The organism is Bradyrhizobium sp. SZCCHNRI20481 (assembly GCF_032485055.1).
GTDB lineage: Bacteria > Pseudomonadota > Alphaproteobacteria > Rhizobiales > Xanthobacteraceae > Bradyrhizobium.
This window is the reverse complement of record NZ_JAUEUE010000014.1, coordinates 1-21,865: the sequence shown is the minus strand read 5'-3', so window position 1 is coordinate 21,865 and position 21,865 is coordinate 1. Positions and strand designations below refer to the sequence as shown.

The 21,865-nt window shown below is 65.5% G+C and carries 19 protein-coding genes and 1 tRNA gene; 14 read left to right on the top strand and 6 right to left on the bottom strand.

The genetic code is table 11. The features are described from left to right. Nucleotides 1–15: 15 nt before the first annotated feature. On the bottom strand, nucleotides 16–510 hold the full coding sequence (locus QX132_RS22550; RefSeq protein ID WP_316162935.1) for a hypothetical protein: 495 nt from the start codon (nucleotides 508–510) through the stop codon (nucleotides 16–18). Nucleotides 511–736: 226 nt separating this feature from the next. Here QX132_RS22550 and QX132_RS22545 point away from each other — a divergent pair, with 226 nt between their 5' ends. Further along, nucleotides 737–2,635 carry an acyltransferase family protein gene (locus QX132_RS22545; RefSeq protein WP_316162934.1) on the top strand — a complete coding sequence of 633 codons (1,899 nt, stop codon included), beginning with the start codon at nucleotides 737–739 and terminating at the stop codon, nucleotides 2,633–2,635. Nucleotides 2,636–2,641: 6 nt separating this feature from the next. On the opposite strand, the gene QX132_RS22540 is transcribed toward QX132_RS22545, so the two are convergent. Beyond that, a complete protein-coding gene (locus QX132_RS22540) occupies nucleotides 2,642–4,531 on the bottom strand; it encodes an acyltransferase family protein (RefSeq protein WP_316162933.1) in 1,890 nt (629 codons plus the stop codon). Between the two features lie 372 nt (nucleotides 4,532–4,903). Here QX132_RS22540 and QX132_RS22535 point away from each other — a divergent pair, with 372 nt between their 5' ends. The 4 genes from QX132_RS22535 to QX132_RS22520 all read left to right on the top strand — a co-directional run bounded on the left by QX132_RS22535 (nucleotide 4,904) and on the right by QX132_RS22520 (nucleotide 7,536). Then, nucleotides 4,904–5,695, top strand: coding sequence for a hypothetical protein (locus tag QX132_RS22535; RefSeq protein ID WP_316162932.1), 792 nt, complete (start codon nucleotides 4,904–4,906; stop codon nucleotides 5,693–5,695). Between the two features lie 158 nt (nucleotides 5,696–5,853). After that, nucleotides 5,854–6,474, top strand: a complete 621-nt coding sequence (locus QX132_RS22530) for a TMEM175 family protein (RefSeq protein ID WP_315737549.1) — start codon at nucleotides 5,854–5,856, stop codon at nucleotides 6,472–6,474. 421 nt (nucleotides 6,475–6,895) lie between these two features. Then, a tRNA-Gly gene (locus QX132_RS22525) sits at nucleotides 6,896–6,969 on the top strand. Nucleotides 6,970–7,068: 99 nt separating this feature from the next. Further along, nucleotides 7,069–7,536, top strand: coding sequence for a hypothetical protein (locus QX132_RS22520; protein ID WP_315737550.1), 468 nt, complete (start codon nucleotides 7,069–7,071; stop codon nucleotides 7,534–7,536). A 76-nt stretch (nucleotides 7,537–7,612) separates the two neighbouring features. Here QX132_RS22520 and QX132_RS22515 read toward each other — a convergent pair whose 3' ends face one another. The 3 genes from QX132_RS22515 to QX132_RS22505 form a co-directional block, all read right to left on the bottom strand. Beyond that, nucleotides 7,613–8,251 (bottom strand): hypothetical protein, encoded by a 639-nt coding sequence (locus tag QX132_RS22515; protein WP_316162931.1) that lies wholly within the window; start codon nucleotides 8,249–8,251, stop codon nucleotides 7,613–7,615. A 141-nt stretch (nucleotides 8,252–8,392) separates the two neighbouring features. Continuing rightward, nucleotides 8,393–8,716: a hypothetical protein gene (locus QX132_RS22510; RefSeq protein WP_315754125.1), complete on the bottom strand. Its 324-nt coding sequence runs from the start codon at nucleotides 8,714–8,716 to the stop codon at nucleotides 8,393–8,395. Nucleotides 8,717–8,799: 83 nt separating this feature from the next. After that, complete coding sequence (locus tag QX132_RS22505; RefSeq protein WP_316162930.1) at nucleotides 8,800–9,756, bottom strand: LysR family transcriptional regulator; 957 nt, start codon at nucleotides 9,754–9,756, stop codon at nucleotides 8,800–8,802. Nucleotides 9,757–9,864: 108 nt separating this feature from the next. On the opposite strand from QX132_RS22505, the gene QX132_RS22500 reads away from it, so the two are divergent. From QX132_RS22500 to QX132_RS22465, 8 genes are all read left to right on the top strand, one after another. Next, on the top strand, nucleotides 9,865–10,746 hold the full coding sequence (locus QX132_RS22500; protein ID WP_315776655.1) for an NAD(P)-dependent oxidoreductase: 882 nt from the start codon (nucleotides 9,865–9,867) through the stop codon (nucleotides 10,744–10,746). A gap of 10 nt (nucleotides 10,747–10,756) precedes the next feature. Beyond that, a complete protein-coding gene (locus QX132_RS22495; RefSeq protein WP_316162929.1) occupies nucleotides 10,757–12,286 on the top strand; it encodes an aldehyde dehydrogenase family protein in 1,530 nt (509 codons plus the stop codon). 75 nt (nucleotides 12,287–12,361) lie between these two features. After that, nucleotides 12,362–13,318 carry an N-carbamoyl-D-amino-acid hydrolase gene (locus QX132_RS22490; RefSeq protein ID WP_316162928.1) on the top strand — a complete coding sequence of 319 codons (957 nt, stop codon included), beginning with the start codon at nucleotides 12,362–12,364 and terminating at the stop codon, nucleotides 13,316–13,318. 303 nt (nucleotides 13,319–13,621) lie between these two features. Beyond that, nucleotides 13,622–15,223 (top strand): ABC transporter substrate-binding protein, encoded by a 1,602-nt coding sequence (locus QX132_RS22485; protein ID WP_315811504.1) that lies wholly within the window; start codon nucleotides 13,622–13,624, stop codon nucleotides 15,221–15,223. A gap of 15 nt (nucleotides 15,224–15,238) precedes the next feature. Then, the gene (locus tag QX132_RS22480; RefSeq protein WP_315754136.1) at nucleotides 15,239–16,180 is read left to right on the top strand and encodes an ABC transporter permease; all 942 of its coding nucleotides are present in this window, start codon (nucleotides 15,239–15,241) and stop codon (nucleotides 16,178–16,180) included. Beyond that, on the top strand, nucleotides 16,177–17,094 hold the full coding sequence (locus QX132_RS22475; RefSeq protein WP_316162927.1) for an ABC transporter permease: 918 nt from the start codon (nucleotides 16,177–16,179) through the stop codon (nucleotides 17,092–17,094). Before QX132_RS22480 ends, QX132_RS22475 begins: the two co-directional genes overlap by 4 nt. A 34-nt stretch (nucleotides 17,095–17,128) precedes the next feature. Next, nucleotides 17,129–18,118, top strand: coding sequence for an ABC transporter ATP-binding protein (locus QX132_RS22470; RefSeq protein ID WP_316163001.1), 990 nt, complete (start codon nucleotides 17,129–17,131; stop codon nucleotides 18,116–18,118). Further along, complete coding sequence (locus QX132_RS22465) at nucleotides 18,115–19,089, top strand: oligopeptide/dipeptide ABC transporter ATP-binding protein (protein ID WP_315737560.1); 975 nt, start codon at nucleotides 18,115–18,117, stop codon at nucleotides 19,087–19,089. Before QX132_RS22470 ends, QX132_RS22465 begins: the two co-directional genes overlap by 4 nt. A gap of 988 nt (nucleotides 19,090–20,077) precedes the next feature. On the opposite strand, the gene QX132_RS22460 is transcribed toward QX132_RS22465, so the two are convergent. Then, entirely contained in the window at nucleotides 20,078–20,452 is a 375-nt protein-coding gene (locus QX132_RS22460; RefSeq protein ID WP_316162926.1) for a hypothetical protein, read from the bottom strand. Between the two features lie 663 nt (nucleotides 20,453–21,115). Here QX132_RS22460 and QX132_RS22455 point away from each other — a divergent pair. Next, nucleotides 21,116–21,865: AraC family transcriptional regulator (locus tag QX132_RS22455; RefSeq protein WP_316162925.1), on the top strand; the 750-nt coding region annotated here is incomplete at its 3' end.

The window sequence follows — 21,865 nt, the reverse complement described above, 5'->3', positions numbered from 1 at the left end:
CCGATGCGCTGCGGCTCAGATCTTCTGCCCCGCCGGCCCGACGCCGACGTTGATCATGATCCGCTGCACTTCGGTGCGGCCCTGCGGGAACTTGACCTCGAGCGTGACCGTGTCGGTGCCGGCGAAGTCGGCCTTCGACTGATAGAAGGCGATGAAGCCCGGCACTTCCAGGGCGAGGCACTGCTTGTAGTTGGTCGCGCTGACCTTGCCGCGCTTGATCGTGACGGTGCCGTTGCCCGGCGCCGTCAGCAGACGGATGGAGGGAAGGGGGCCGGACGAGCAGTCGGGCTGGACGTTGAGATAGATCCCGACCTGGATCGGCTTGCCGGCGACGCCCTTGGCGTTGCGTTCGACCGTGGTCTGAGCGGGACCGGGCGCCGGGGCTGCCGCGTCGGGAGCAGGCGCCTGGGCTTGCGCCGCGGCTGAGGTGGCCGCAACCAACATCGCCGCGACAGCTATTCCCGCGAAGGCTGCCCGCCATTCTCCTCGCAACAGTCCCGTCACCACCATCAGCCCCTGCATTGCCGCTGAGCGCCGCCAGATTGCCGCATTCGAGCAGACGGTTCAACGAATTGCCGAACTTGCGGCCGACTTCAGCAATCCTTCTTCACGTCCGCCACTCCACCGCCGGCGCGGTGTCATCGGATGGGTCCGATGACGTCATGACTGTTTCCCGCTGTTGCCATCCGTGTCTGTGCAACTCGTCCGCCTCGAGGGATGCGCGGAGTGGACGACATTGGAACGCAGTCATCGGGCCGACATCGATGCCCTCCGGGCGATCGCCGTCGTCATCGTCATTCTCTTTCATCTGAAGATCACGGGTTTCGAGGCTGGCTATGCCGGCGTCGACATCTTCTTCGTCATCTCCGGCTATCTCATCACCGGGCAGATCCTGCGCGACGTCGCCGCGCAGCGGTTCTCGCTGTCGGAGTTCTATCTGCGCAGGGCGCGGCGCATCCTGCCGGCGCTGGTCACGACGACAGCGGCGACGTTCGCGGTCGGCTGGCTGTTTTTGTCGCCGGAAGCCCTGCGCCAGCTCGCCAAGGAGGCGACCCACGGGCTGCTCTCGATCGCCAACATCCAATATTGGCGCGAGGCCAGCACCTATTTCGCGCCGAGCGCGGATCAGTTGCCGCTGCTGCATTTGTGGTCGCTGTCGGCGGAGGTTCAATTCTACGCGCTGGCGCCGCTGCTGCTGATGTGGCTCGGCACGCGCCGGCATGTGTTCCGTGCCATTGCGGCGATCGGGCTGTTGTCCCTTGCCGCGGCCGCACTCTGGTCATCGCGCGATCCGGACGCCGTGTTCTTCCTGACGCCGTTCCGGGTGTTCGAATTCGCGCTCGGCGCGCTCGCCATTCCGCTCGAGGCCCGCCTGGCAGCGTCGCCGCGCGCACGCCTGCTCGCCGCCGCCTGTGGCGACGTCGTCCTGGCCGGCAGCCTCCTCGTGATCGGCCGCTATCAGTCCCTTGCGGGCGTCACCACGCTGCTGCCCTGCATCGCCACAGCCGTCATCATTGCGGCCAACGCGCCGACATCGCTGGTGATGGTCCGCCCGGTGCGCGTCGTCGGCGCCGCCTCCTATTCGCTGTATCTCGTGCACTGGCCGGTGATCTTCTTCGTCCGTTTCATCTTTGGCGATGCGGCGCAGACCGCGGCGGGACTGGCGGCGCAGCTCGCGCTGATGGCGGTGCTGACCACGCTGATGTTCGTCATCGTCGAGCGGCCGCTGCGGCGGCTGCCGTGGCCGAGGGTCGCGCAGGTGGCGAGCTTTGCGACCGTGCTCATCGTGGGTGCCGCGCTCACCCATGTGACGTTCCGCGCCAACGGCGTCGTGTCGCGACTGCCCGACGACCAGCTCGCGCTGTTCCAGCTTCAGGGCTTCGGCCTCAACAAATGCGGCCGCACCTTCGGCCGTCTCTGCGCGTTCGGCGATCTCGACGGCACGCGCGGCGTCGAGCTGCTCGGCGATTCCTACGTCCAGCAATATGTCGCCGCGCTCGATGCGACGCTGAAGGCGCGCGGCATGATTGGGCACGTCTCCACCATGAGCGGATGTCCCACGCTCGCCGGGCTCACCGCGGAGGGACCGCGCGCCCAGGTCTGCGCCGAGCTGCGCGACAGCGAGCTGCCGCGGATCCGGCAGTCGCAGGCCGATTTCGTCGTGATCGGGCAGGCGTGGCAGCATTATCTCGATCTCGGCGATGGGCCGGCAGCACAGGCCCGCAACGCCGCGGTCGCCGGTCATCTTGCCGAGACGATCCGTCTGCTCGACCGGCCGGGCCGGCATTTCCTCGTCGTCGGCGGCCAGGTCCGTCCGGTGAATTGCGCCTTCGATCAGCTACGCATGCTGCCCGGGCCGCGCTGGCATGCGCCTGCCAAGCCGTGCGATGCCGTGCCGAAGAGCGAGGCGGTGGCGACCAACCGCATCATCGATGCCGTCCTGTTGGAGGCGATCAGGCCGCTCGCCAAGGTGACGCTGCTCAGGCCCTCGGAGGTCTATTGCGACCAGGATTGCCCGGTCGTGGAGGGTGGTGTGTGGCTGTTCCAGGATGCCGGCCATTTCACCGTGGCAGGGGCCCAGCGCATGGGCGAGCGCGCCGCGCCGGTGTTCGCGAGGTTCTTGTCGGACGATTAGGTGGCGCTATTCGCTATCGGTTGCGGCGCTTGCGGCCGCGGCCAATGCCGGCGACGCCGCGACGATCCGTGCGCCTGCGAGCTCCGAGCCCTGCGCCGTGAGGTGACCATCGTCCCAGGCGAGCGGCGCGCCGTCGGTGGTCTGGAGCACGCAATCTCCTGCCGGACACAGCAGCGCGAGCAGCGAAACGTATTCGGTCTGCGCCACGTCCGTCAGCAGCGTGCGCATGAAGTCGTCGACCTCGCCGAGCAGATCCAGCATGTGCCCGTCGGTACCGACGCCGAACCGCTTCGCCGCGATCAGCAGATGCGGCAGCGGACGATCGAATTGCGGGCCCGGCCCGACCACCACCACCTTGCTGCCGGTGTCCGCAATCGCCTTGATCGTGGCGAGCAGGCTCGCCTGTGCGGCCGGCGTCGTCGCGGTGCGCGTCCAATTGCCCGAGAGCACGACGATGTCGGGCGTGAGCTCGCGCACCAGCCGAGGCAGCCGGCGGTTGAAATTCGTGCAGGCGGCGGACTGGCCCGCTTCGGCGTGAGGGACGCATTGCGCAAGGCTGGCGCGCAGTAGCGAGGCCTGGGGCATGGCTCGCGTCAGGCCATGGATGAGGTGAGCGGCGTGACTGTCGCCCCACACCAGGATGCGCGGGCGCGGGCCTTTGGCAAGGCATGACGGCTGCAGCGCCTCGAACGTCTGGCCCGGATCGAGGAAGCAGGTGCCGCTCTCATAGACGGACTTATGATCGTAGCTGATGAATTCCGCTATCGCCCGCTCCCGCGGCGAGAAGCGGGCGGGAAAGCCGGCAAGTCCGATGATCGAGAGTGACGCCAGCAGCACGACCGATGCGCTCGCGACCAGCGCGCGCGCCGCGATCGGCGACTGCGCGCGCCTCGCCGGCTGCTCGATCAGATAGAAGCTCGTCAGCGCCAGCACGGTGCAGGCTCCAAGCAGCGCCAGCTTGTCCGCGATCGAGCTCGGCGGACCCCAGACGGCCGTCGCCAGCGAGACGACGGGCCAGTGCCAGAGATAGAGCGAGTAGGACCACAGCCCGATCGCGATCATCGGTTTGACCGCGGTCAGCACGGCCTTGCTCGGGGTCGGATTGGCCCAGATCACGGCGGCGGCGCCGAGGCACGGCAGTAGCGCGGCCGTGCCGGGATAGGGCGTGTGCGGCGAGAACAGGTTGACGGCGGCGGCGAGTGCGATCCAGCCCAGTGCTGCCACCGCAATCCTGAGCCGTTGGCTTTGCGGTGCCGGCAGGGCTTCCACGGCCAGCAGCGCGCCGAGCGCGAGCTCCCAGACCCGGGCCGGCAACAGAAAGAACGCGGCGGCGGGTTGCAGCCGGGTCTGGATCACACAGAGCAGGAACGAGGTCGCGCAGACCGCGGCGAAGCTCGCAAGCATCAGCGACCGCCGCAGCGCGAAGGCGGCGAGCGCCAGCGTGGGGAACAGCAGATAGTACTGCTCCTCGACCCCGAGCGACCAGGTGTGCAGCAGCGGCTTGGTGATGGCGGCGGCGTCGAAATAGCCCTGCTGCGACCACAGCAGGATGTTGGAGCAGAAGACGAGGACGGCCAGCGCTTGGTGCGCCACGGACACTGCATCTCGCGGCAACAGGATCACGCTGGCGCCGAGCAGGGTGACGCACAGCATCGCGAGGGCGGCGGGCAGGATGCGCCGGGCACGGCGCCGGTAGAACGCCGCGAACGAGAACGTTCCGGTCCGCGCCTCCGCATGAATGATCCGCGTGATGAGGAAGCCCGAGATGACGAAGAAGATGTCGACGCCGACATAGCCGCTGCGAAACGGCGAGATGTCGTAGTGGAACGCGATCACCGAGATCACTGCGAAGCCGCGCAGGCAGTCGATGTCGGGACGATAGTCGGTTGCGCTCAAGGGGGCTGTCCGGACGCTCGCATCTGGCGGAGGCCGTCAATGCCCGACGGTCACCGCACGCGGGCGACCCTGTTAGGCTCCGATTGCAACCGCATTGAGGGATTCCTGCGGCACGGTTGGTCGTGCAAACAGGACACAATGCCATCGAATTGACATCGCAGCGGGAATCCGCGGCGTGCCTTCACAGACTTGCCTCAATGGCGTGATGGCCTTGTCGGAGTTCATGCGTCGAGCGAGCGTGTCATGCGTACATTGGGGCGGAAGGCCGGCCGGGCCGGATTGTTGTGCGGCGTTGTTCTATTTCAGATTGTAGTTGGCGTTTCGCTTGCGCGAAGCGCCGAGCCGGGCGGCTCCTCACCATCCGCAGGCGAGGTGGCCAAGGATCAGGGCAAGGACAGCGGGCCGTTCGGCGGATGCGAGCCGATCGGGTTGACGGCGTCGGGCGAGCTGGTGTTCCCGCTGGAATGCAAGAAGCTGAACAAGAAGCCGGCCGAGGCGCCCGTTGCCGAGGACAAGATCCCTGCAGACGACAAGACCGCGTCGGTCAATCCCGGGCCGTCCGTTCCGAGCCAGGCTGCCAGCGCCGACATTTCGGCCAGTGCCGAGGTCAAGCCTGTCGCGGCTGCGGAGGCGGCTGCGACGACATCCGCCGCCTCGGCTGAGCCGAAGCAGGCCGCAGTTACGGACAAGCAGGATGCGGCTCCGAAGGCCGCCGCAGCAGAGCCAGTCGCCGGCAAGCCGTCCCTGACCAAGCCGTCCGTGAAATCGCCGTCGACGGCGGCAGCAGCGACCAAGCCGTCCTCTGCCAAGCCGTCCTCCGCCAAGACGGCCGCGGCCAATCCGCCCGCGACGACGCCATCCCCAGCCAGGGCCTCATCGGGCAAGCCGTCATCCGGCAAGGCGGCCCAGGCGCAGGCCGTTGTGGTCGCCGTCAGGGATGCAGCGGTCAAGGATGGCGGCAGGACATCGCGCATGGTCGCCAGCCGGCCGATGATCGTGATGGCGAGGCCTGCGGCCGCAACCCCGACCGCGGCCCGGCTGCATCCGGAGGACAAGCCCCGGCTGCGCACAGCGGGTGTGCCGGCCTGCGTCCAGTTCCGCAGCTACAACCCGGCGACGCGCAGCTATCGCGGCTTCGATGGCCACATCTATGCGTGCCGGTGAGGGCTGACGCTCGATCGCCGATTGTGGTCTGGAGGGTGGCGAGTGAAGTGACCGCTGCCGCCCAAGGGCGGCAGCGAGGTCGGGCGGTGCGGCGCCGGAGCTGCTATAGAACGTGAGTCTTCATCTCCGTTCCCCGCCGCGGTCGCTTCCGATTCGACATGACAGAGCCTCAGTCCCACCTGTTCGAGATGCGCCGGCTGGAATCGCTGTCCAACACCATCTTCGGTGTGGCGATGACGCTTCTCGCCTACGACCTGCCGAAGCCCAATTTCGCGCATATGCCCGGCTGGATCGACCTGGCGCATACCTATTCCGGCCGTCTCGCCGGGCTGGTCCTCAGCTTCATCATCGCCGGCGTGTTCTGGATCAGCCACCACCGGCGGCTGGCCCGGCAGCCGTTTGCGGGCCGGCCCGTGGTCATCCTGAATCTGTTCTTCCTGTTGTCGATCGTGCTGCTGCCGGTGACCAACGGGCTCTACGGCGGCTACAGGCTGAGCAGCGCGGTGGCCGTCCTCTATGGCCTGCATCTGACGATCATTGCGTCGCTGAACGCCGCGCTGTGGTGGCTCGCGCTTCCAAGCGGCCGCCATGCCGAGATCGCCGGCGCGATCTTTCCCGTCATCGTGTTCGTGCCGGGCATCGTGATCGCAGCGCTTGCACCGGAGTACGTGCAGTATTTCTGGATGCTCGGCTTCGGCGGCTTCCTGGCGCGGCGGTTCGTCCGCAGTGAGCCGGCGCCCCCGGCACCGTCCGCCGGGGAACGGGCGGAGGTGCCATAAAAAACGCGGCGAGCCGTGAGACCCGCCGCGCTTCCGTTCTTGAACTCGCTGGTCCAGGGCCGAGACCGCCCCATTGCCAAGCCGCGATGGCGCAATCCGCTGACGAATCACGCCCTTAAACGTCGCTCATGAAGAGCCGCTCAGCGGGCGATCCCAGCGAGGTGACAGCGCTTGGTGAAAGACACTGGATCACCTCCTTTCGTTGTTGATGGTCACGCCAATATAGGACGGTCCGGCCGGCGAGGGTAGGGGCAGATTACGGAACCGGGCCGCCGCCGGCGTGCCGCGCCGCGGTCTCGGTGTCGTGCGCTGCCATCGCTTCGGGCCGTTCCATCAGGCCCGATCCGGGACCCATCCGCTTCGAAACCCCGCCCCGAAGAGGTTGAGACCCGCCGCGGACCATGTTAGGGAACGCCCTGATGCGGGTGTAGCTCAATGGTAGAGCAGCAGCCTTCCAAGCTGAATACGAGGGTTCGATTCCCTTCACCCGCTCCAGTATTTTCAGCCACTTAGCCAAAGGTAGGTTCTCTTTGGTGGCAAGTATGGTGGCAACCATTTTACCTGACGATTCATTTTCAAATAGAACACTGACCCATGAGAATCATGCTGGACAGTAATGTGCATGATCTGGTTGCGGCCGATCAGGTTGTGATCGGAGCGATTCAGGAGCGCATCGCGGACGGTCAATTGACGCTCGTTAGCACCCACGTTCAGCGCGATGAGCTGTCGCTGGCTCCAGAGCCGAAGCGCGCTGCTTTGTTGGAGATATACGGACTGGCTGGGAAGGTATCGACAACCGGCGCAATTTGGGACGTTTCAGAGTGGGATGAATGCAGTTGGGGCCGCAATGCAGTCAACGCCTCAATCGTCGCGCACATGGCAGGAAATACGAAGCACGCGGAAGACGCGCTGATAGCTGCAACGGCTGCGGACGAGTCTGATGTTTTGGTAACAAACGAAACCCGGCTCGCCGCAAGAATTCATCGCGCCGGGTTTTCGGTCAAGGTTTGGTCGTGGAGTGAATTCGTCGGGTGGTTGACTGTTTGCCGGCCCGAACTGTGACCTCTTACTTGTTAGCCGTCACCACCGCTGCGTCAACGCCAGCCAGCATGACGCCGCACTAGATTTGGCCTGGTCGCTACGAACTCCACGTCAGCCCTTTAGCTGGTAGCCAACCTTCCCAATCCGGAGGCAGTTGGGAATAGCTCGCTTGTTTTCTGTAGCTCCCAACGACGGGTATCAGGTTGTCGCAGGAGCAGAACTTGTCGACGACAGCTTCCTTGATGGCATGAGCGGCTCTCTTTCCCAGTCTGGCTTCTTCGCTGTGGAACCTTGTCCAAAGCAAGACTTCGATGAACTCATGGACGAGAACGCTGTTGAAATCCAATCCCTTCATTTCCGGATAGCTTACGACCAACCGCGGCGCCATCGATGCGCCATTGTGCGACCCGCCCGGACCAAACTTGGTGACATGGACGCGCACGACCTTTGGCAACTGTCGCGTAAGCTGCGCAACGAAATCGGAAGCAAATCGATCCTCCACCCGCCGCCATGACTGCACGACGCGCTCCAAACTGGCGCCCGGCAAGTCGTGACGCACGATCGCGTCGCGCAGTCTCTCATCTGAAAACTGAGCTATACCTTGCTCGATCTCCGCTTTGAGTGCATCTGGCCAGGTCACATCATATTTCTCGGTTCGAAAGAATTCGAGATTTCCAAGTTGGAAGCGGACGTGTGAGGCCTCGTCTTCGATCGTTGAAGAAAAGCGGAACTCCATGATGGCTACCTTCGTGAAACGCCAGTCGAACGACCGTCGACCGGAGCCGACGTGCCCCGATGCAAGGGTTCAATTCCCTTTATTTCAAATATTTCCAGCTCCGAGAAGCCGTTGCAGCGTCGGTCACATTGGCCGAATCGCCTAGTCGCAAGAGACGCGGTTGCCCATCCGTCGGCACGTCCTGCCGTCGCTGAAATAGGTCGTGTTTCCGATCGTATGCGCCGACGTGCCGTCGCTGTAGTAGGTGTGGTTGCCGATCTGCTGCGAGCTACTGCCGTCGTTGTTGTAGGTGAAGCGCCCGATCTGCTGTGACGAGGAGCCGTCGTTCCAATAGGTGTTGTTGCCGATCCGCTGCCCCGAGGTCCCGTCGTCGCACAGGATCTGGTTGCCGATGAACTGGCAGGTCTCGGCCTGGGCCGCTGTCGCCGCCCACAGGCCGAACGCGATCGCGAGAACGTTGCGCATGAGGTCGATTCCCGAGGTTGCAACATCCAATCGCAACCCACGTGCGAGCGCAACGGAAAACGATCCGCGGTGATCTGCGCGGATCAACGTCCGGCGCCGCGCGTCCTGGTCTTGCCGGCGGCTCCGCCGACCCGGAACGCCCGCATCTGGCCACTCAGGAAGCGCAGCAGGTGACCGGCGGCATGCGGCAGCTCGCGGCCGCGCCGGGTGATGACGCAGGCTTCGCTCGAGGCCAGCAGGCGGTTGTCGACCGGCACGGCAGCGAGTGAGCCGTCGGCAAGATCGGCGGCGATCGAGAAGGCGGGCAAGAGCGTCAGGCCGAGGCCGCTCTTGACGAAGTGGCGGAGCACGTTGATCGAGCTGGTGGTCAGCTTCGGCGACAGAGCGATACGTTCAGCGGCTTCCGCCATCGCCACGATCTGGCGCGTGCCGTAGCTCGGATGCATCAGTCCGAGCGGGTGGTCGGCGAGCTCGCGCAGGCGCAAGGGACGGCCGAGCCGCGCCAGCGCATGATCCGGAGGCATGATCGCGCACAGCGGCTGCCGGCTCGCGGTGGCGATCCGGATGCGGGGATCGGCGCCCGGATTGAACACCAGCCCGATGTGATGGCGATCCTCGGCAACGGCATTGACGACCTCGTTGGTGCCGGCGAGATCGAACGCCATGGTGAGGTCGGGATGGCGCTGCCAGAACCGGCCGAGCGGGCCGGACATCAGGTCGCTGACGAAACCCTCGCCGAGCACGATGTCGACATGGCCGCGCTTGAGGCCCTGCAGTTCGCGCAACTTCGCGACGGTGTCGGCCTGGTCGGCCTGCCATTGTCGGAAGCGCTCGACCAGCAGCGCGCCGGCCTCGGTGGCGCGGATGCCGCGGCTGAGCCGCTCGAGCAGGGTCAGGCCGAGCTCCTTCTCCAGCAGTGCGATCTGCCGGCTGATCACCGACGCGTTGACGTCGAGTGCTTCAGCGGCGGCGCGCACCGAGCCGAGGCGGATCGCCTCGTGCAGATAGTGCAGGCGGTGGCGATCGAGCAGGGCGGACATGGCTTCGGAAACTGTTGACCTCAGGGCAACACTAGCGGCGGAGGGCGCTGATGTCTGCTCCGGATTGGTGCGGCTACGCTGCCGAGGCAAATCCTGGCAGGAGGCCACGTGACGGCGATCGGCATCATCGGACTTGGCAAGATGGGGCGCGGCATGGCGCTGACGCTGAAGGGCGCCGGCTTTGCCGTCACCGGCTATGACGCGCTCGCCGCGACGCGAACGGCGCTGGCGGCCGAGGGCATCGCGATTGCCGACGGCATTGGCGGCGTGATCGCCGCCGCCGACATCGTCATCCTGTCGCTGCCGACCGCCGGCATCGTCGCCGATGTCGTGGAGGGCGCCGGCGGCATCCTCGCGCAGGCCAGGCCCGGCGTCGTCATCGTCGACACCTCGACCTCGCATCCCGAGACCTCGCGCCGGCTCGCAGCCCTTCTCAAGGCGCGCGGCATGGGCTTCGTCGATGCGCCCGTCAGCGGCGGACCGAAGGGCGCGGCGAGCGGCACGATGACCATGGTGATCGGCGCCGACGACGCGGATCTGGCGCGTGTGATGCCGGTGCTGGATCGCATGAGCGCCAAGCGCGTCCATGTCGGCGGCGTCGGCGCCGGCAACGTCGCCAAGATCGTCAACAATCTCCTCTGCGCCGCGCACCTGCTCACCGCCGCGGAGGCGCTGCGCATCGCCGATGCGGCGGGCGTCGATGCCGAGCGGCTGCTGGAAGGTCTGAATGCCGGCTCGGGCCGCTCCGGCGTCACGCTCGTCAACGTGCCCAATTGGATTCTCAACGGCGCCTTCGATTCCGGCTTCACCATGCAGCTGATGCGCAAGGACGTCAGGCTCGCGGCGCAGCTCATCGGTGAGCTCGGACTGTCGCTGCCGATGGCCGCCGACACCGCGCGCATCTGGGCGGACAGCGCCGCCAGCATTGCCGACACTGATGATTTCAACCGCATCGTCGAGCTGCAGCTCGGTTCGATGGCGAAGCCGTGAGCCTGCCGCCATGACCCATTTCATCGATCCCCGCCTGCGCGCCGCGACGCTACCGTTCTGGCCTGACTTGGAGGCCGTTGGCTCCCATGTCGGCGGTGACCTCATCGTCGGCGATGGCGCGACGGTCTCGGTGAATGATCCCGCCACCGGCAGATTGCTGTTCACCTATGCCGATGCCGGCGCCGATGTGGCGGCCAAGGCGGCGGCAGCTGCTGTGGCGGGGCAGGCGGAGTGGGCGAATCTGACCGCCGCGGGCCGCGGCCGCGTGATGCAGGCGGTGGCACGGGCGATCCTCGCAGCGGCCGAGCCGCTGGCGCATCTGGAATCACTGTCCGCCGGCAAGCCGATCCGCGACACCAGGGGCGAAGTCGCCAAGGTCGCGGAGATGTTCGAGTACTATGCCGGCTGGGCCGACAAATTCCACGGCGACGTCATCCCGGTGCCTTCGAGCCATCTCAACTACACGCGTCGCGAGCCGATGGGCGTGGTGCTGCAGATCACGCCGTGGAACGCGCCAGTCTTCACCGCGGGCTGGCAAATCGCGCCCGCCATCAGCATGGGCAACGCCGTGCTGCTCAAGCCCTCGGAGCTGACGCCGCTGACGTCGCTGGCGCTGGCAAGCATCGCCGAACGCGCGGGCCTGCCGAAGGGCGTCGTCAACGTGCTCGCGGGTTTCGGCCACACCACGGGGCAGGCGGCGCTGGCGCAGCCTGCGGTCAAAAAGGTCGTGTTTGTCGGTTCGGTGCCGACCGGGCGGCTGATCGGCGAGGCTGCGGCGCGCAGGCTGTTGCCGTCGGTGCTCGAGCTCGGCGGCAAGTCCGCCAACATCGTGTTCGCCGATGCCGATCTCGAACGCGCCGCCGTCGGCGCGCAGGCCGCGATCTTCGGCGGCGCCGGACAGAGCTGCGTCGCCGGCTCCAGGCTGCTGGTGCAGGGCGCGGTCTATGACCGCTTCGTCGATCTGGTCGCGAAAGGCGCGGCGAAGATCAGATGCGGCGATCCGCTGTCGGCGGACACCGAGATCGGTCCGATCAACAACGCCAAGCAATATGATCACGTGCTGTCGATGATCCGTGAAGGCGCGGCCGAGGGGGCCGAGGTCGTCGCTGGCGCAAATGGCGTGGCGCAGGACGGCGGATATTTCGTCAAGCCGACCGTGCTCAAGAACGTCACCAACGCCATGGGCATCGCGCGCAAGGAGGTGTTCGGTCCGGTCGTCGCCGCGATCCGCTTCGACACCGAGGCGGAGGCGATCGCGATCGCCAATGACAGCGAGTTCGGCCTCGCGGGCGCGGTGTGGACCAGGGATGTCGCGCGCGCGCATCGCGTCGCAGCACAGGTCAAGGCCGGGACGTTCTGGATCAACGCCTACAAGACCATCAACGTCGCCTCGCCGTTCGGCGGCTACAACAACAGCGGCCATGGCCGCTCCTCCGGCGTCGAGGCGCTCTACGAATACACGCAGGTGAAGAGCGTGTGGGTCGAGACCGCGGCCGAGCCGGCCGTGGCGTTCGGCTACGCGCCGGGCTTGCGCGATTGAGCAGGCATGGCATGATCGGTGCAAGAGCTGCGCGCCACGGAACGATCACTTAGTTCCGAAATAAGGAACGGAAACATGCCGCGCTTCGTCAACGTCGCCATTGGTCAGCTCGGTCCGATTGCCAAGAGCGAAACACGGACCGCGGTGGTTGCGCGACTGATGGCGTTGATGCGGCAGGCGCACGCCAATGGCTGCGACCTGATCGTTTATCCCGAGCTGGCGCTGACGACGTTCTTCCCGCGCTGGTACATGGCCGATCAGGCCGAGATCGACCTCTATTTCGAGCGCGAGATGCCAGGGCCGGAAACGCAGGCCTTGTTCGCGCTCGCGAAGGAGCTGCGCGTCGGCTTCTGCCTGGGCTATGCCGAGCTGGCGCTCGAGGACGGCATCGTACACCGCTACAACACGGCCATTCTCGTCGACAAGACCGGCGCGATCGTCTCGAAATACCGCAAGGTGCATCTGCCGGGCCATGCCGAGCACGAGCCGTGGCGCAAGTTCCAACATCTGGAAAAGCGCTATTTCGAGCCGGGCAAAAGTTTCGGCGTCGCCAGCGCCTTTGGCGGCGTGATCGGCATGGCGATCTGCAACGACCGCCGCTGGCCCGAGACCTATCGCGTGATGGGGCTGCAGGGCGTCGAGATGGTGCTGATCGGCTACAACACGCCGGTGCACAATCCGCCCGCACCGGAGCATGACGACCTTTCGCTGTTCCACAACCGCCTGGTGATGCAGTCCGGTGCCTATCAGAACGGCACCTGGGTGATCGGCGTCGCCAAGGGCGGCATCGAGGAGGGCATCGACCACATCGCCGGCAGCTGCATCATCGCACCCTCGGGCGAGATCGTGGCGGCCTGCGCCACCAAGGGCGACGAGATCGCGCTGGCGCGCTGTGACCTCGATTTGTGCAGATCCTATAAGCAGACGATCTTCAATTTCGACGTCCACCGCCAGCCGCAAGCCTATGGCATGATCGTCGAACGCAAGGGCGAGCGGCTGATGGCGGATGGCTCGCCGGTGCGCAAGCCGTGATGCGGCCAGCTGGCACACTGCGTAGGGTGGGCAAAGGCGCAGCCGTGCTGTTTCCAAATGTGAGACCGCAATGGCGCCGTGTGCACCGTCTTGCGGCGGAGTGTGCGGCGCGATGGTGGGCACGGCGCCACGGTGACCTCGGACGTGGAGGGATTATCGCATCGCCTTTGCCCACCCTACGGCACCTGCGCCCTTGCGCCTCATGCCTCATTTGCGTTCAAATGAATCCCCTTCGCGCGCATGGCATGGGCCTTGCTTACAATTTCGGCAATTGAACTCAGGCAAGTTGCATCAGGAGAGAACATGGATCGCAGAACGGTATTGAAGGGATTGGCGGGCGCGAGTGGCCTGGCGCTGACGGGGTTCGCGGCGCCGGCGATCGCGCAAGGCGCGTCCGCACGGACGCTGCGTTTCGTGCCGCAGGCCAATCTCGCCAATTTCGATCCGATCTGGGGCACGCAATATGTCGTGCGCAACGCGGCCGCGATGGTGTGGGATACGCTGTACGGCATCGACGACCAGTTCGTGCCGCAGCGCCAGATGGTGGAATCCGAGCAGGTGTCCGACGACGGCCTGACCTGGACCTTCAAGCTGCGTCCCGGCCTGAAATTCCACGACGGCGAGCCGGTGCTCGCCAAGGACGTCGTCGCCAGCCTCACGCGCTGGTCGGCGCGCGATCCGATGGGCCTGATGCTCAAGGCGCTACAGAACGAGCTCACGGCCGTCGACGACAAGACCTTCAAATGGGTGTTGAAGCAGCCCTATCCGAAAATGCTGTTCGCGCTCGGCAAGGGCAATGCGCCCTGCGCCTTCATCATGCCCGAGCGCATTGCGCAGACCGACCCGTTCAAGCAGATGTCGGAATATGTCGGCTCTGGCCCGTTCAAGTTCGTCAAGGGCGAGTGGGTGCCGGGCGCCAAGGCCGTGTTCGAGAAGTTCACCGACTACGTGCCGCGCCAGGAGAAGCCGGTCTGGCTCGCCGGCGGCAAGCAGGTGCTGGTCGATCGCGTCGAATGGGTGATCATGCCGGATCCCGCGACCGCGGCCGCCGCGTTGCAGAACGGCGAGGTCGACTGGTGGGAGAACCCGATCACCGATCTCGTGCCGGTGCTGAAGGGCAACAAGAACATCGGCGTCGACATCGGCGATCCCCTGGGCAATGTCGGCTCGTTCCGCATGAACCACCTGCATGCGCCGTTCAACAACGTGAAGGCGCGCCAGGCGATCCTGATGGCGATGAGCCAGGAAGATTATATGCGCGCGCTGGTCGGCGACGACAACGCGCTGTGGAAGCCGCTGCCCGGCTTCTTCACGCCGGACACGCCGCTCTATACCGAGGCGGGCGGCGACATCCTCAAAGGCAAACGCGATTTCGCGGCGGCCAAGAAGCTGCTCGAGGAGGCCGGCTATAAGGGTGAGCCGATCACCTGCGTCGTCGCGCAGGACCAGCCGATCACCAAGGCGTTCGGCGACGTTACCGCCGATCTCCTGAAGAAGCTCGGCATGACCGTCGACTTCGTCGCCACCGATTGGGGCACCGTCGGCGCCCGCCGCGCGCAGAAGACGCCGCCTTCGCAAGGCGGCTGGCACATGTTCCACACCTGGCACGCAGGCGCCGACTGCATCAACCCGGCCGCCTACACCGCGCTGCGGGCCAATGGCGACAAGGCCTGGTTCGGCTGGCCGACCAGCGAGCCCGTGGAAAAGGAGATCACCAACTGGTTCGCCGCCAAGTCGCTCGACGAGGAGAAGGCGGTTGCCGCGCGCATCAACAAGGCCGCGCTCGACGACGTCGTGTTCGCGCCGACCGGCTTCTTCCTCGGCTACACCGCGTGGCGCAAGAACGTCTCCGGCGTGACCAAGGGGCCGATCCCGCTGTTCTGGGGCGTGTCGAAGACGGCGTAAAGCGAAAGACGTCTCATGCTCGCTTATGCGCTCCGACGAGTCCTGTCGACGCTGCCGGTGATGGCGATCGTCGCGCTGTTCGTCTTCAGCCTGCTGTACATCGCGCCGGGCGATCCGGCCGTTGTCATCGCCGGCGACCAGGCGAGTCCGGCCGACGTCGAGCGCATCCGCGCCAATCTCGGACTGGACCAGCCATTCCTGGTCCAGTTCGGCAGTTGGGTGTGGCGTCTGCTGCACTTCGATCTGGGCACCTCGATCTTCACCAACCTGCCGGTGTCGGCCCTGATCGCCCAGCGGATCGAGCCGACCTTGTCACTGATGATGGTGACCCTGGTCCTCACCATCATCGTCGCGGTGCCGCTCGGCGTCATCGCTGCGTGGAAGGCAGGGACGTGGATCGACCGCATCATCATGGCCTTTGCCGTGTTCGGCTTCTCGGTGCCGGTGTTCGTGGTCGGCTACATCCTGGCCTACGTGTTCGCGCTGAAGTTCGACTGGCTTCCGGTGCAGGGCTACACGCCGCTGGCCCAAGGCGTCTGGCCGTGGCTGCAGAACCTGATCCTGCCCGCGGTCGCGCTCGGCTGCGTCTACATCGCGCTGATCGCGCGCATCACCCGCGCCGCCATGCTCGAGGTGCTGCAGCAGGACTATATCCGCACCGCCCGCGCCAAGGGGCTGGGGCAGGGCGGCATCCTGTTCATTCATGCGCTGAAGAATGCCGCGGTGCCGATCGTCACCGTGGTCGGCATCGGCATCGCGCTTCTGATCGGCGGCGCCGTCGTCACCGAGAGCGTGTTCGCCATTCCGGGTCTCGGCCGGCTCACCATCGATGCGATCCTGCGCCGTGACTATCCGGTCATCCAGGGCATCGTGCTCTTGTTCAGCTTCGTCTACGTGCTCGTCAATCTCCTGATCGACATCACCTACACCCTAGTCGACCCGAGGATCCGCTATTGACCGCCACGACATCCATTTCGCCGCCGCCGGGCCTCGTCGTCGCGCCTGTCCTGCCGGACCTGATGGCCGCGCCGAAGATCCGGCGCGGCGCCATCGGCTTCCTGCGCAACCATCCGACGGTGGCGATCGGCGGCGCGCTGCTGCTGCTGCTCGTCATCATCGGCGTGTTCGCGCCATTCCTCTTCACCGTCGATCCCACCGCGATCGCGCCGGCCAAGCGCACGCGGCTGCCGTCGGCGGATTTCTGGTTCGGCACCGATGCGCTCGGCCGCGACATCTATTCCCGCGTGCTCTATGGCACCCGTGTCTCGCTCACGGTTGGCCTCGCGGTGGCGCTTGGCGCCTCCTTGATCGGGCTCACCATCGGCCTCGTCGCCGGCTTCGTGCGCTGGGCCGACGGCGTGCTGATGCGCTGCATGGACGGGCTGATGTCGATCCCGCCGATCTTGCTGGCGGTGGCGCTGATGGCGCTGACGCGCGGCAGCGTCGGCAACGTCATCCTCGCCATCACCATCGCCGAGATCCCGCGCGTGGCGCGGCTGGTGCGCGGCGTCGTGCTGTCGTTGCGAGAGCAGCCCTATGTCGATGGCGCCGTCGCCTCGGGCACGCGCACGCCGATGGTCATCCTGCGCCACATCCTGCCGAACACGACCGCGCCGATGCTGGTGCAGGCGACGTATATCTGCGCCAGCGCCATGATCACCGAGGCCATCCTCTCCTTCATCGGCGCCGGCACGCCGCCGACCATTCCGTCCTGGGGCAACATCATGGCCGAGGGCCGCGCGCTGTGGCAGGTCAAGCCCTACATCGTGTTCTTCCCGGCGGCGTTCCTGTCGGTCACCGTGCTCGCGGTGAACCTGGTCGGCGACGGCCTGCGCGACGCGCTCGACCCGCGCATGGCGAAGAGCCCATGAGCAGCGCAGTCAGAGATCGCCGGGAGCTCAAATGATGCCATTGCTCGAGGTCGAGAACCTGCAGGTGCATTTCCGCACCCCCACCGGCATCAACCGCGCCGTCGACGGCGTGTCGTTCCACGTCAATCCCGGCGAGACGCTCGCCATCGTCGGCGAATCCGGCTGCGGCAAATCCGTCACCTCGATGTCGATGATGCGCCTGATCCCGGAGCCGCCCGGCAAGATCGCCGGCTCCATCCGCCTCGAGGGCAGGGAGATCCTGACGCTCTCCGACCGCGAGATGCGCGCGCTTCGCGGCAACGACATCTCGATGATCTTCCAGGAGCCGATGACCAGCCTCAACCCGGTGCTGACGGTTGGCCGCCAGATCGGCGAGACCTTGCGGCTGCATCAGGGGCTCGACCAGGCGCAGGCGGAGGCGCGCGCGGTGGAGATGCTGACCCTGGTCGGCATCCCCGAGCCGGCACGGCGCGTGCGCGAATATCCGCATCAGCTCTCCGGCGGCATGCGCCAGCGCGTGATGATCGCGATGGCGCTCGCCTGCAATCCAAAGCTCCTGATCGCCGACGAGCCGACCACCGCGCTCGACGTCACCATCCAGGCGCAGATCCTCAAGCTGATGCTGGAACTGAAGCAGCGCGTCGGCGCTGCGATCATCCTGATCACCCATGATCTCGGCGTCGTTGCCGAGGTCGCCGAGCGGGTGATGGTGATGTATGCGGGCCGCAAGGTCGAAGAAGCGCCGGTGAGGGAGCTGTTCCGCAGCCCCCGCCATCCCTACACGCAGGGCCTGCTCGGCGCGCTGCCGAAGCTCGGCTCGTCGCTGTCGGGCGAGATCAAGCGGCTCGCGGAGATTCCCGGTCAGGTGCCGGACCTCAAGCAGCGCATCGAGGGCTGCGTGTTCGCCGGCCGCTGCGCGCTCGCCACCGATGTGTGCCGGCAATATGCGCCGGGGCTGGAGCAGAAGGCGCTGCACCACATCGCTGCCTGTCACTTCGCCGCCAAGGAGCAGGCCGCCGCATGAGCGCTCCCTTGCTGCAGGTCAACGACCTCAAGAAGCATTTTCCGATCCGCAGCGGCCTGTTCGGCCGAGCCAAGAGCCGGGTGCACGCCGTCGACGGCGTGTCGTTCGAGATCGCGCGCGGCGAGACCCTGTCGCTGGTCGGCGAATCCGGCTGCGGCAAGTCGACCGTCGGCCGCGCCATCCTGCGGCTGTTCGACATCACGGCCGGACAGATCGTGCTCGACGGCCTGCGCATCGACGATCTCGGCCCGCACCGCCTGCGCGAGATGCGCCGCCGCGTGCAGGTCGTGTTCCAGGATCCGTTCTCCAGCCTCAATCCGCGGATGCGCATCCGCGACATCCTCGCCGAGCCGATCAACAATTTCGGCCTCGCCAAGACTGCGGCCGAGCGCGATGCGCGCATTGCTGAGCTGATGGAGATCGTCCGGCTGCCGCGCGACGCCGTGAACCGCCGCCCGCACGAATTCTCCGGCGGCCAGCGCCAGCGCATCGGCATTGCGCGCGCGCTCGCCGCCAAGCCTGATCTCATCGTTTGTGACGAGGCGGTGTCGGCGCTCGACGTCTCCGTCAAGGCGCAGATCGTCAACCTGCTGCAGGATTTGCAGCGCGAGTTCGGCCTCGCGCTCCTCTTCATCAGCCACGACCTCGCCATCGTCGAGCACATGACGCACCGCGTCGCCGTGATGTATCTCGGCCGCATCGTCGAGCTCGCCCCGCGCCGCCAGATCTTCGCGTCCCCCGGCCATCCCTACACCAGGGCGCTTCTCTCAGCCGTCCCAATTCCCGAGCCCGGCGCCGAGCGCACCCCGATCATTCTCAAGGGCGATGTTCCCAGCCCCGTCAACCCGCCCAAGGGCTGCCGCTTCAACACCCGCTGCCCGCTCGCATTCGACCGCTGCCGAGTGGAGGCACCCGAGCTGCGTCTGAAGGGCGAGGACCAGTGGGTGGCGTGCCATCTGGAGAATGTGTAGTTGTAGTCGTGTAGGCGCTACGCGGCGAAAGCCGCGCAGCGACGTGCCCACCGCCCGGTGCGAATGACAGCTTGACGCACGAGACCGTCGGGCCGATCGTCGTTGCAAGCGCAGCGAAGCAATCCAGAATCGTTCCGCGGCGGCAGTCTGGATTGCTTCATTGCGCTCGCCATGACGGGGGAGAGATGGTGCGCTTCTCGCGCGGATCTGGCGGATCTGTCTGGGTGCGGCGCGTAGCCCGGATGAGCGATAGCCGGCGCGCGGGACGCGCGTCGGCGCCAGCGACATGCGGGGTCTCACGTGCCGTGTCGGTGAACCCGGATGTCGCTGCGCTCATCCGGGCTACGTGACGACTGATCCGCGTCTCCGCTCTCCCGCCAACCTCCGTTGTCGTCCCGCGCAAGCCACGACGGCGCGAAGCGGCGGCGGGGCGCCGACCCGGGACCTATCCTCCGTAAAGAAAGGCCGCTGGGCTGCGGGCGTCGGGCCATCTCATGTCACCAATCCCCCCGTGGTTATGGGTCCCTGCGTACGCCGGGAAGACAGCGGAGTTTTTGGAGGCTGCGAGACTCTGCGGCGAGCGGCCGCGATGCGCGTGGGGGACCCTGCGACCCATCGGCCGCACCGGCCTCGTCAATCGACGGCACGCGGCCCCGTCTCCAGCGATGGAAGGCGGCATCGCTGCGCCGCGTGCCGGCGCTGCACCCCATGTTTGAGGAACGGTACCACAGCCGTGCCCGGTTCCGACCAGCCGTCGGCTCACCGGGGTACGGCCTCGGCCGCTTTAGGCTGCAAGCGATCGACTGAATTTCGTCCAATAGAACGTCGCAAAGCGCGATCTGCGACAACAGGGTGGCCTCTGTCGATTGGAGCGACGTCGGCCGATCGAGGCGCAGCTTTGCTGCGCGGAGTCTACTTAGCGATTTCAATACAGCCTGATTGGACAGGTCGCCGCCTCGAATATCGGTCATTTTTTTCTGCACCACGACTACACCAGACCCGTCGCATCAGGACCGATTTGGTTCAAAGCAATCGGTATGCCACGAAGGGGGCCGGGAGCGGACAACGCGACCTTGCGGGTTCCTCCGGCGTCTGCAAAGCAGCGCCCAGGGACATCAATTGGCGGTTTGCAGTCGGTTCCGAATTTAGAACCTGGCACGTTGAGTTGACGCTTTGCGTGCCTGATTGGCAACTTATCGCTTTTGGTCGAGCGATTGGCGACCTGCTGATAACGTATTGCAGTCGTGCCGGACTGGAAGATGATCGCTGTGCCCGGCGAGGGGATGACCTGGTGCACTGCCACTGAACTGGTAATCCCTACAAGATAAGTAATAGAATGCAACGTGACCGTCTTGATAAGCATGATAAGGACTCACCTCATATCGCCTCATATCGACAGGCGTGTGGACGTTGCCAGGCTCGCGTTGTGACAAGGTCATAAGTTCATCGCTTCGGTGACCTGCTTCGCAAGATCGAGTATCTCAAGCGCCCAGCGTCGACGGTTGGGCGGCGCTTGTCTTGATCACCTGATCCCCATTCCCTCAAAGCCGTCGAGCAGCACGCGAACGACGCCCGCTCAAGCTTGAGAGCCAATCATGAGGACTGTGTCCCATAGGAAACGTGAGACACTGGCGGTGTGCCAGTGGGCAGGATGATCACCGCCTCGTCCAGCACGGACCTCATGAGTTCCACGTCGTCGGGCCGAAATACTGGTCCCGTGCCGCCACATTCGTCTCCTCTCTTGCGGCCGCAGAGAAGACCTGCGGCCTGTTCATCTCAACGAGATTGAAGCGCGTCGCGCGGCGATTTTGAAGTCATTCTCAAGTCCAATCTCTGCAAACTTTGCTCAGAATTAGCTGCATCACTAGCCAATTACCCTTTCGAATTAACATGTGAGAAACGGGAACCTGATGGAACCGCGGCGCCTGCCGCCTGACGAAGGTGTTTCGGAGGTTGACCTGGATCAGCCCGGAAGACGTACGCTCCATTATTCACACAAGCCATATAAGTGGGGACCGATCCTCCGATGAACCTCGACCGATCCGTGAGCCTGCTGAGCCGCGCTCCCGTCATTCGTACAGACGATCCGGAGGCGATGGAGCACGCGTTGCGTACGGTCTACGGGGCAACTGGCTTCGCAGTCTCCAAAGCAGATGGCTTCCAGGGGGGCAACTACCTTCAGCTTGCGAGCATCGGCCTTGGCTTTTGTGCATATGGCGGCGCAAGGTCAGTCGTCGAGTTCCCGGAGGGCGACTTCGCGCGCCTGCAAATTGGCCTCAAAGGCAGCGCTGCGACCATTCTAAATGGCACGGCGATCGCGGTAACCGAGCGGCAGTCCTGCATAGTGGCGCCGGGAGAGCCCAACAAGATTGTGTTCGAGCCAGGTTATGAGCAGCTCATTCTTCGAATAAGCGCGAGGGCGTTGGAGCAGACATTGACGACGCTGCTCGGTGCAAAGCCAGCCGGTGTCCTCAAGTTTGATCCCATAGCGGCTGCGGTGCAGCCGAACGCGCTGGTCTTGCGCGATCTGGCGATGTTCCTCGCTCATCAGTTGGATGCGGCGGCGACAGAGCTGCCACGCACGGTGCTCGTCGAACTGGAGCAGGCTCTCATCGTTTCCTTCCTGTCGGCTCACCGCCACAACTTCAGCGAGCTGTTGGAGAGAGCCGAAAAGGACGTCGTGCCGCGCATCGTCCGGCTGGCCGAAGAGTACATCGAGGCCTCTTGGGACCGCGCCATCACGATCGAGGAGCTGGCATCGCAGACAGGCGTCAGC

What these genes read in the sequence shown, in the direction of transcription:
- QX132_RS22530 (WP_315737549.1), top strand. Translation starts at nt 5,854, where the DNA reads ATGACAGAGCCTCAGTCCCACCTGTTCGAGATGCGCCGGCTGGAATCG.
- QX132_RS22510 (WP_315754125.1), bottom strand. Translation starts at nt 8,716, where the DNA reads ATGCGCAACGTTCTCGCGATCGCGTTCGGCCTGTGGGCGGCGACAGCG.
- QX132_RS22495 (WP_316162929.1), top strand. Translation starts at nt 10,757, where the DNA reads ATGACCCATTTCATCGATCCCCGCCTGCGCGCCGCGACGCTACCGTTC.
- QX132_RS22465 (WP_315737560.1), top strand. Translation starts at nt 18,115, where the DNA reads ATGAGCGCTCCCTTGCTGCAGGTCAACGACCTCAAGAAGCATTTTCCG.
- QX132_RS22490 (WP_316162928.1), top strand. Translation starts at nt 12,362, where the DNA reads ATGCCGCGCTTCGTCAACGTCGCCATTGGTCAGCTCGGTCCGATTGCC.
- QX132_RS22550 (WP_316162935.1), bottom strand. Translation starts at nt 510, where the DNA reads ATGGTGGTGACGGGACTGTTGCGAGGAGAATGGCGGGCAGCCTTCGCG.
- QX132_RS22460 (WP_316162926.1), bottom strand. Translation starts at nt 20,452, where the DNA reads ATGCTTATCAAGACGGTCACGTTGCATTCTATTACTTATCTTGTAGGG.
- QX132_RS22470 (WP_316163001.1), top strand. Translation starts at nt 17,129, where the DNA reads ATGCCATTGCTCGAGGTCGAGAACCTGCAGGTGCATTTCCGCACCCCC.
- QX132_RS22515 (WP_316162931.1), bottom strand. Translation starts at nt 8,251, where the DNA reads ATGGAGTTCCGCTTTTCTTCAACGATCGAAGACGAGGCCTCACACGTC.
- QX132_RS22520 (WP_315737550.1), top strand. Translation starts at nt 7,069, where the DNA reads ATGAGAATCATGCTGGACAGTAATGTGCATGATCTGGTTGCGGCCGAT.
- QX132_RS22505 (WP_316162930.1), bottom strand. Translation starts at nt 9,756, where the DNA reads ATGTCCGCCCTGCTCGATCGCCACCGCCTGCACTATCTGCACGAGGCG.
- QX132_RS22485 (WP_315811504.1), top strand. Translation starts at nt 13,622, where the DNA reads ATGGATCGCAGAACGGTATTGAAGGGATTGGCGGGCGCGAGTGGCCTG.
- QX132_RS22480 (WP_315754136.1), top strand. Translation starts at nt 15,239, where the DNA reads ATGCTCGCTTATGCGCTCCGACGAGTCCTGTCGACGCTGCCGGTGATG.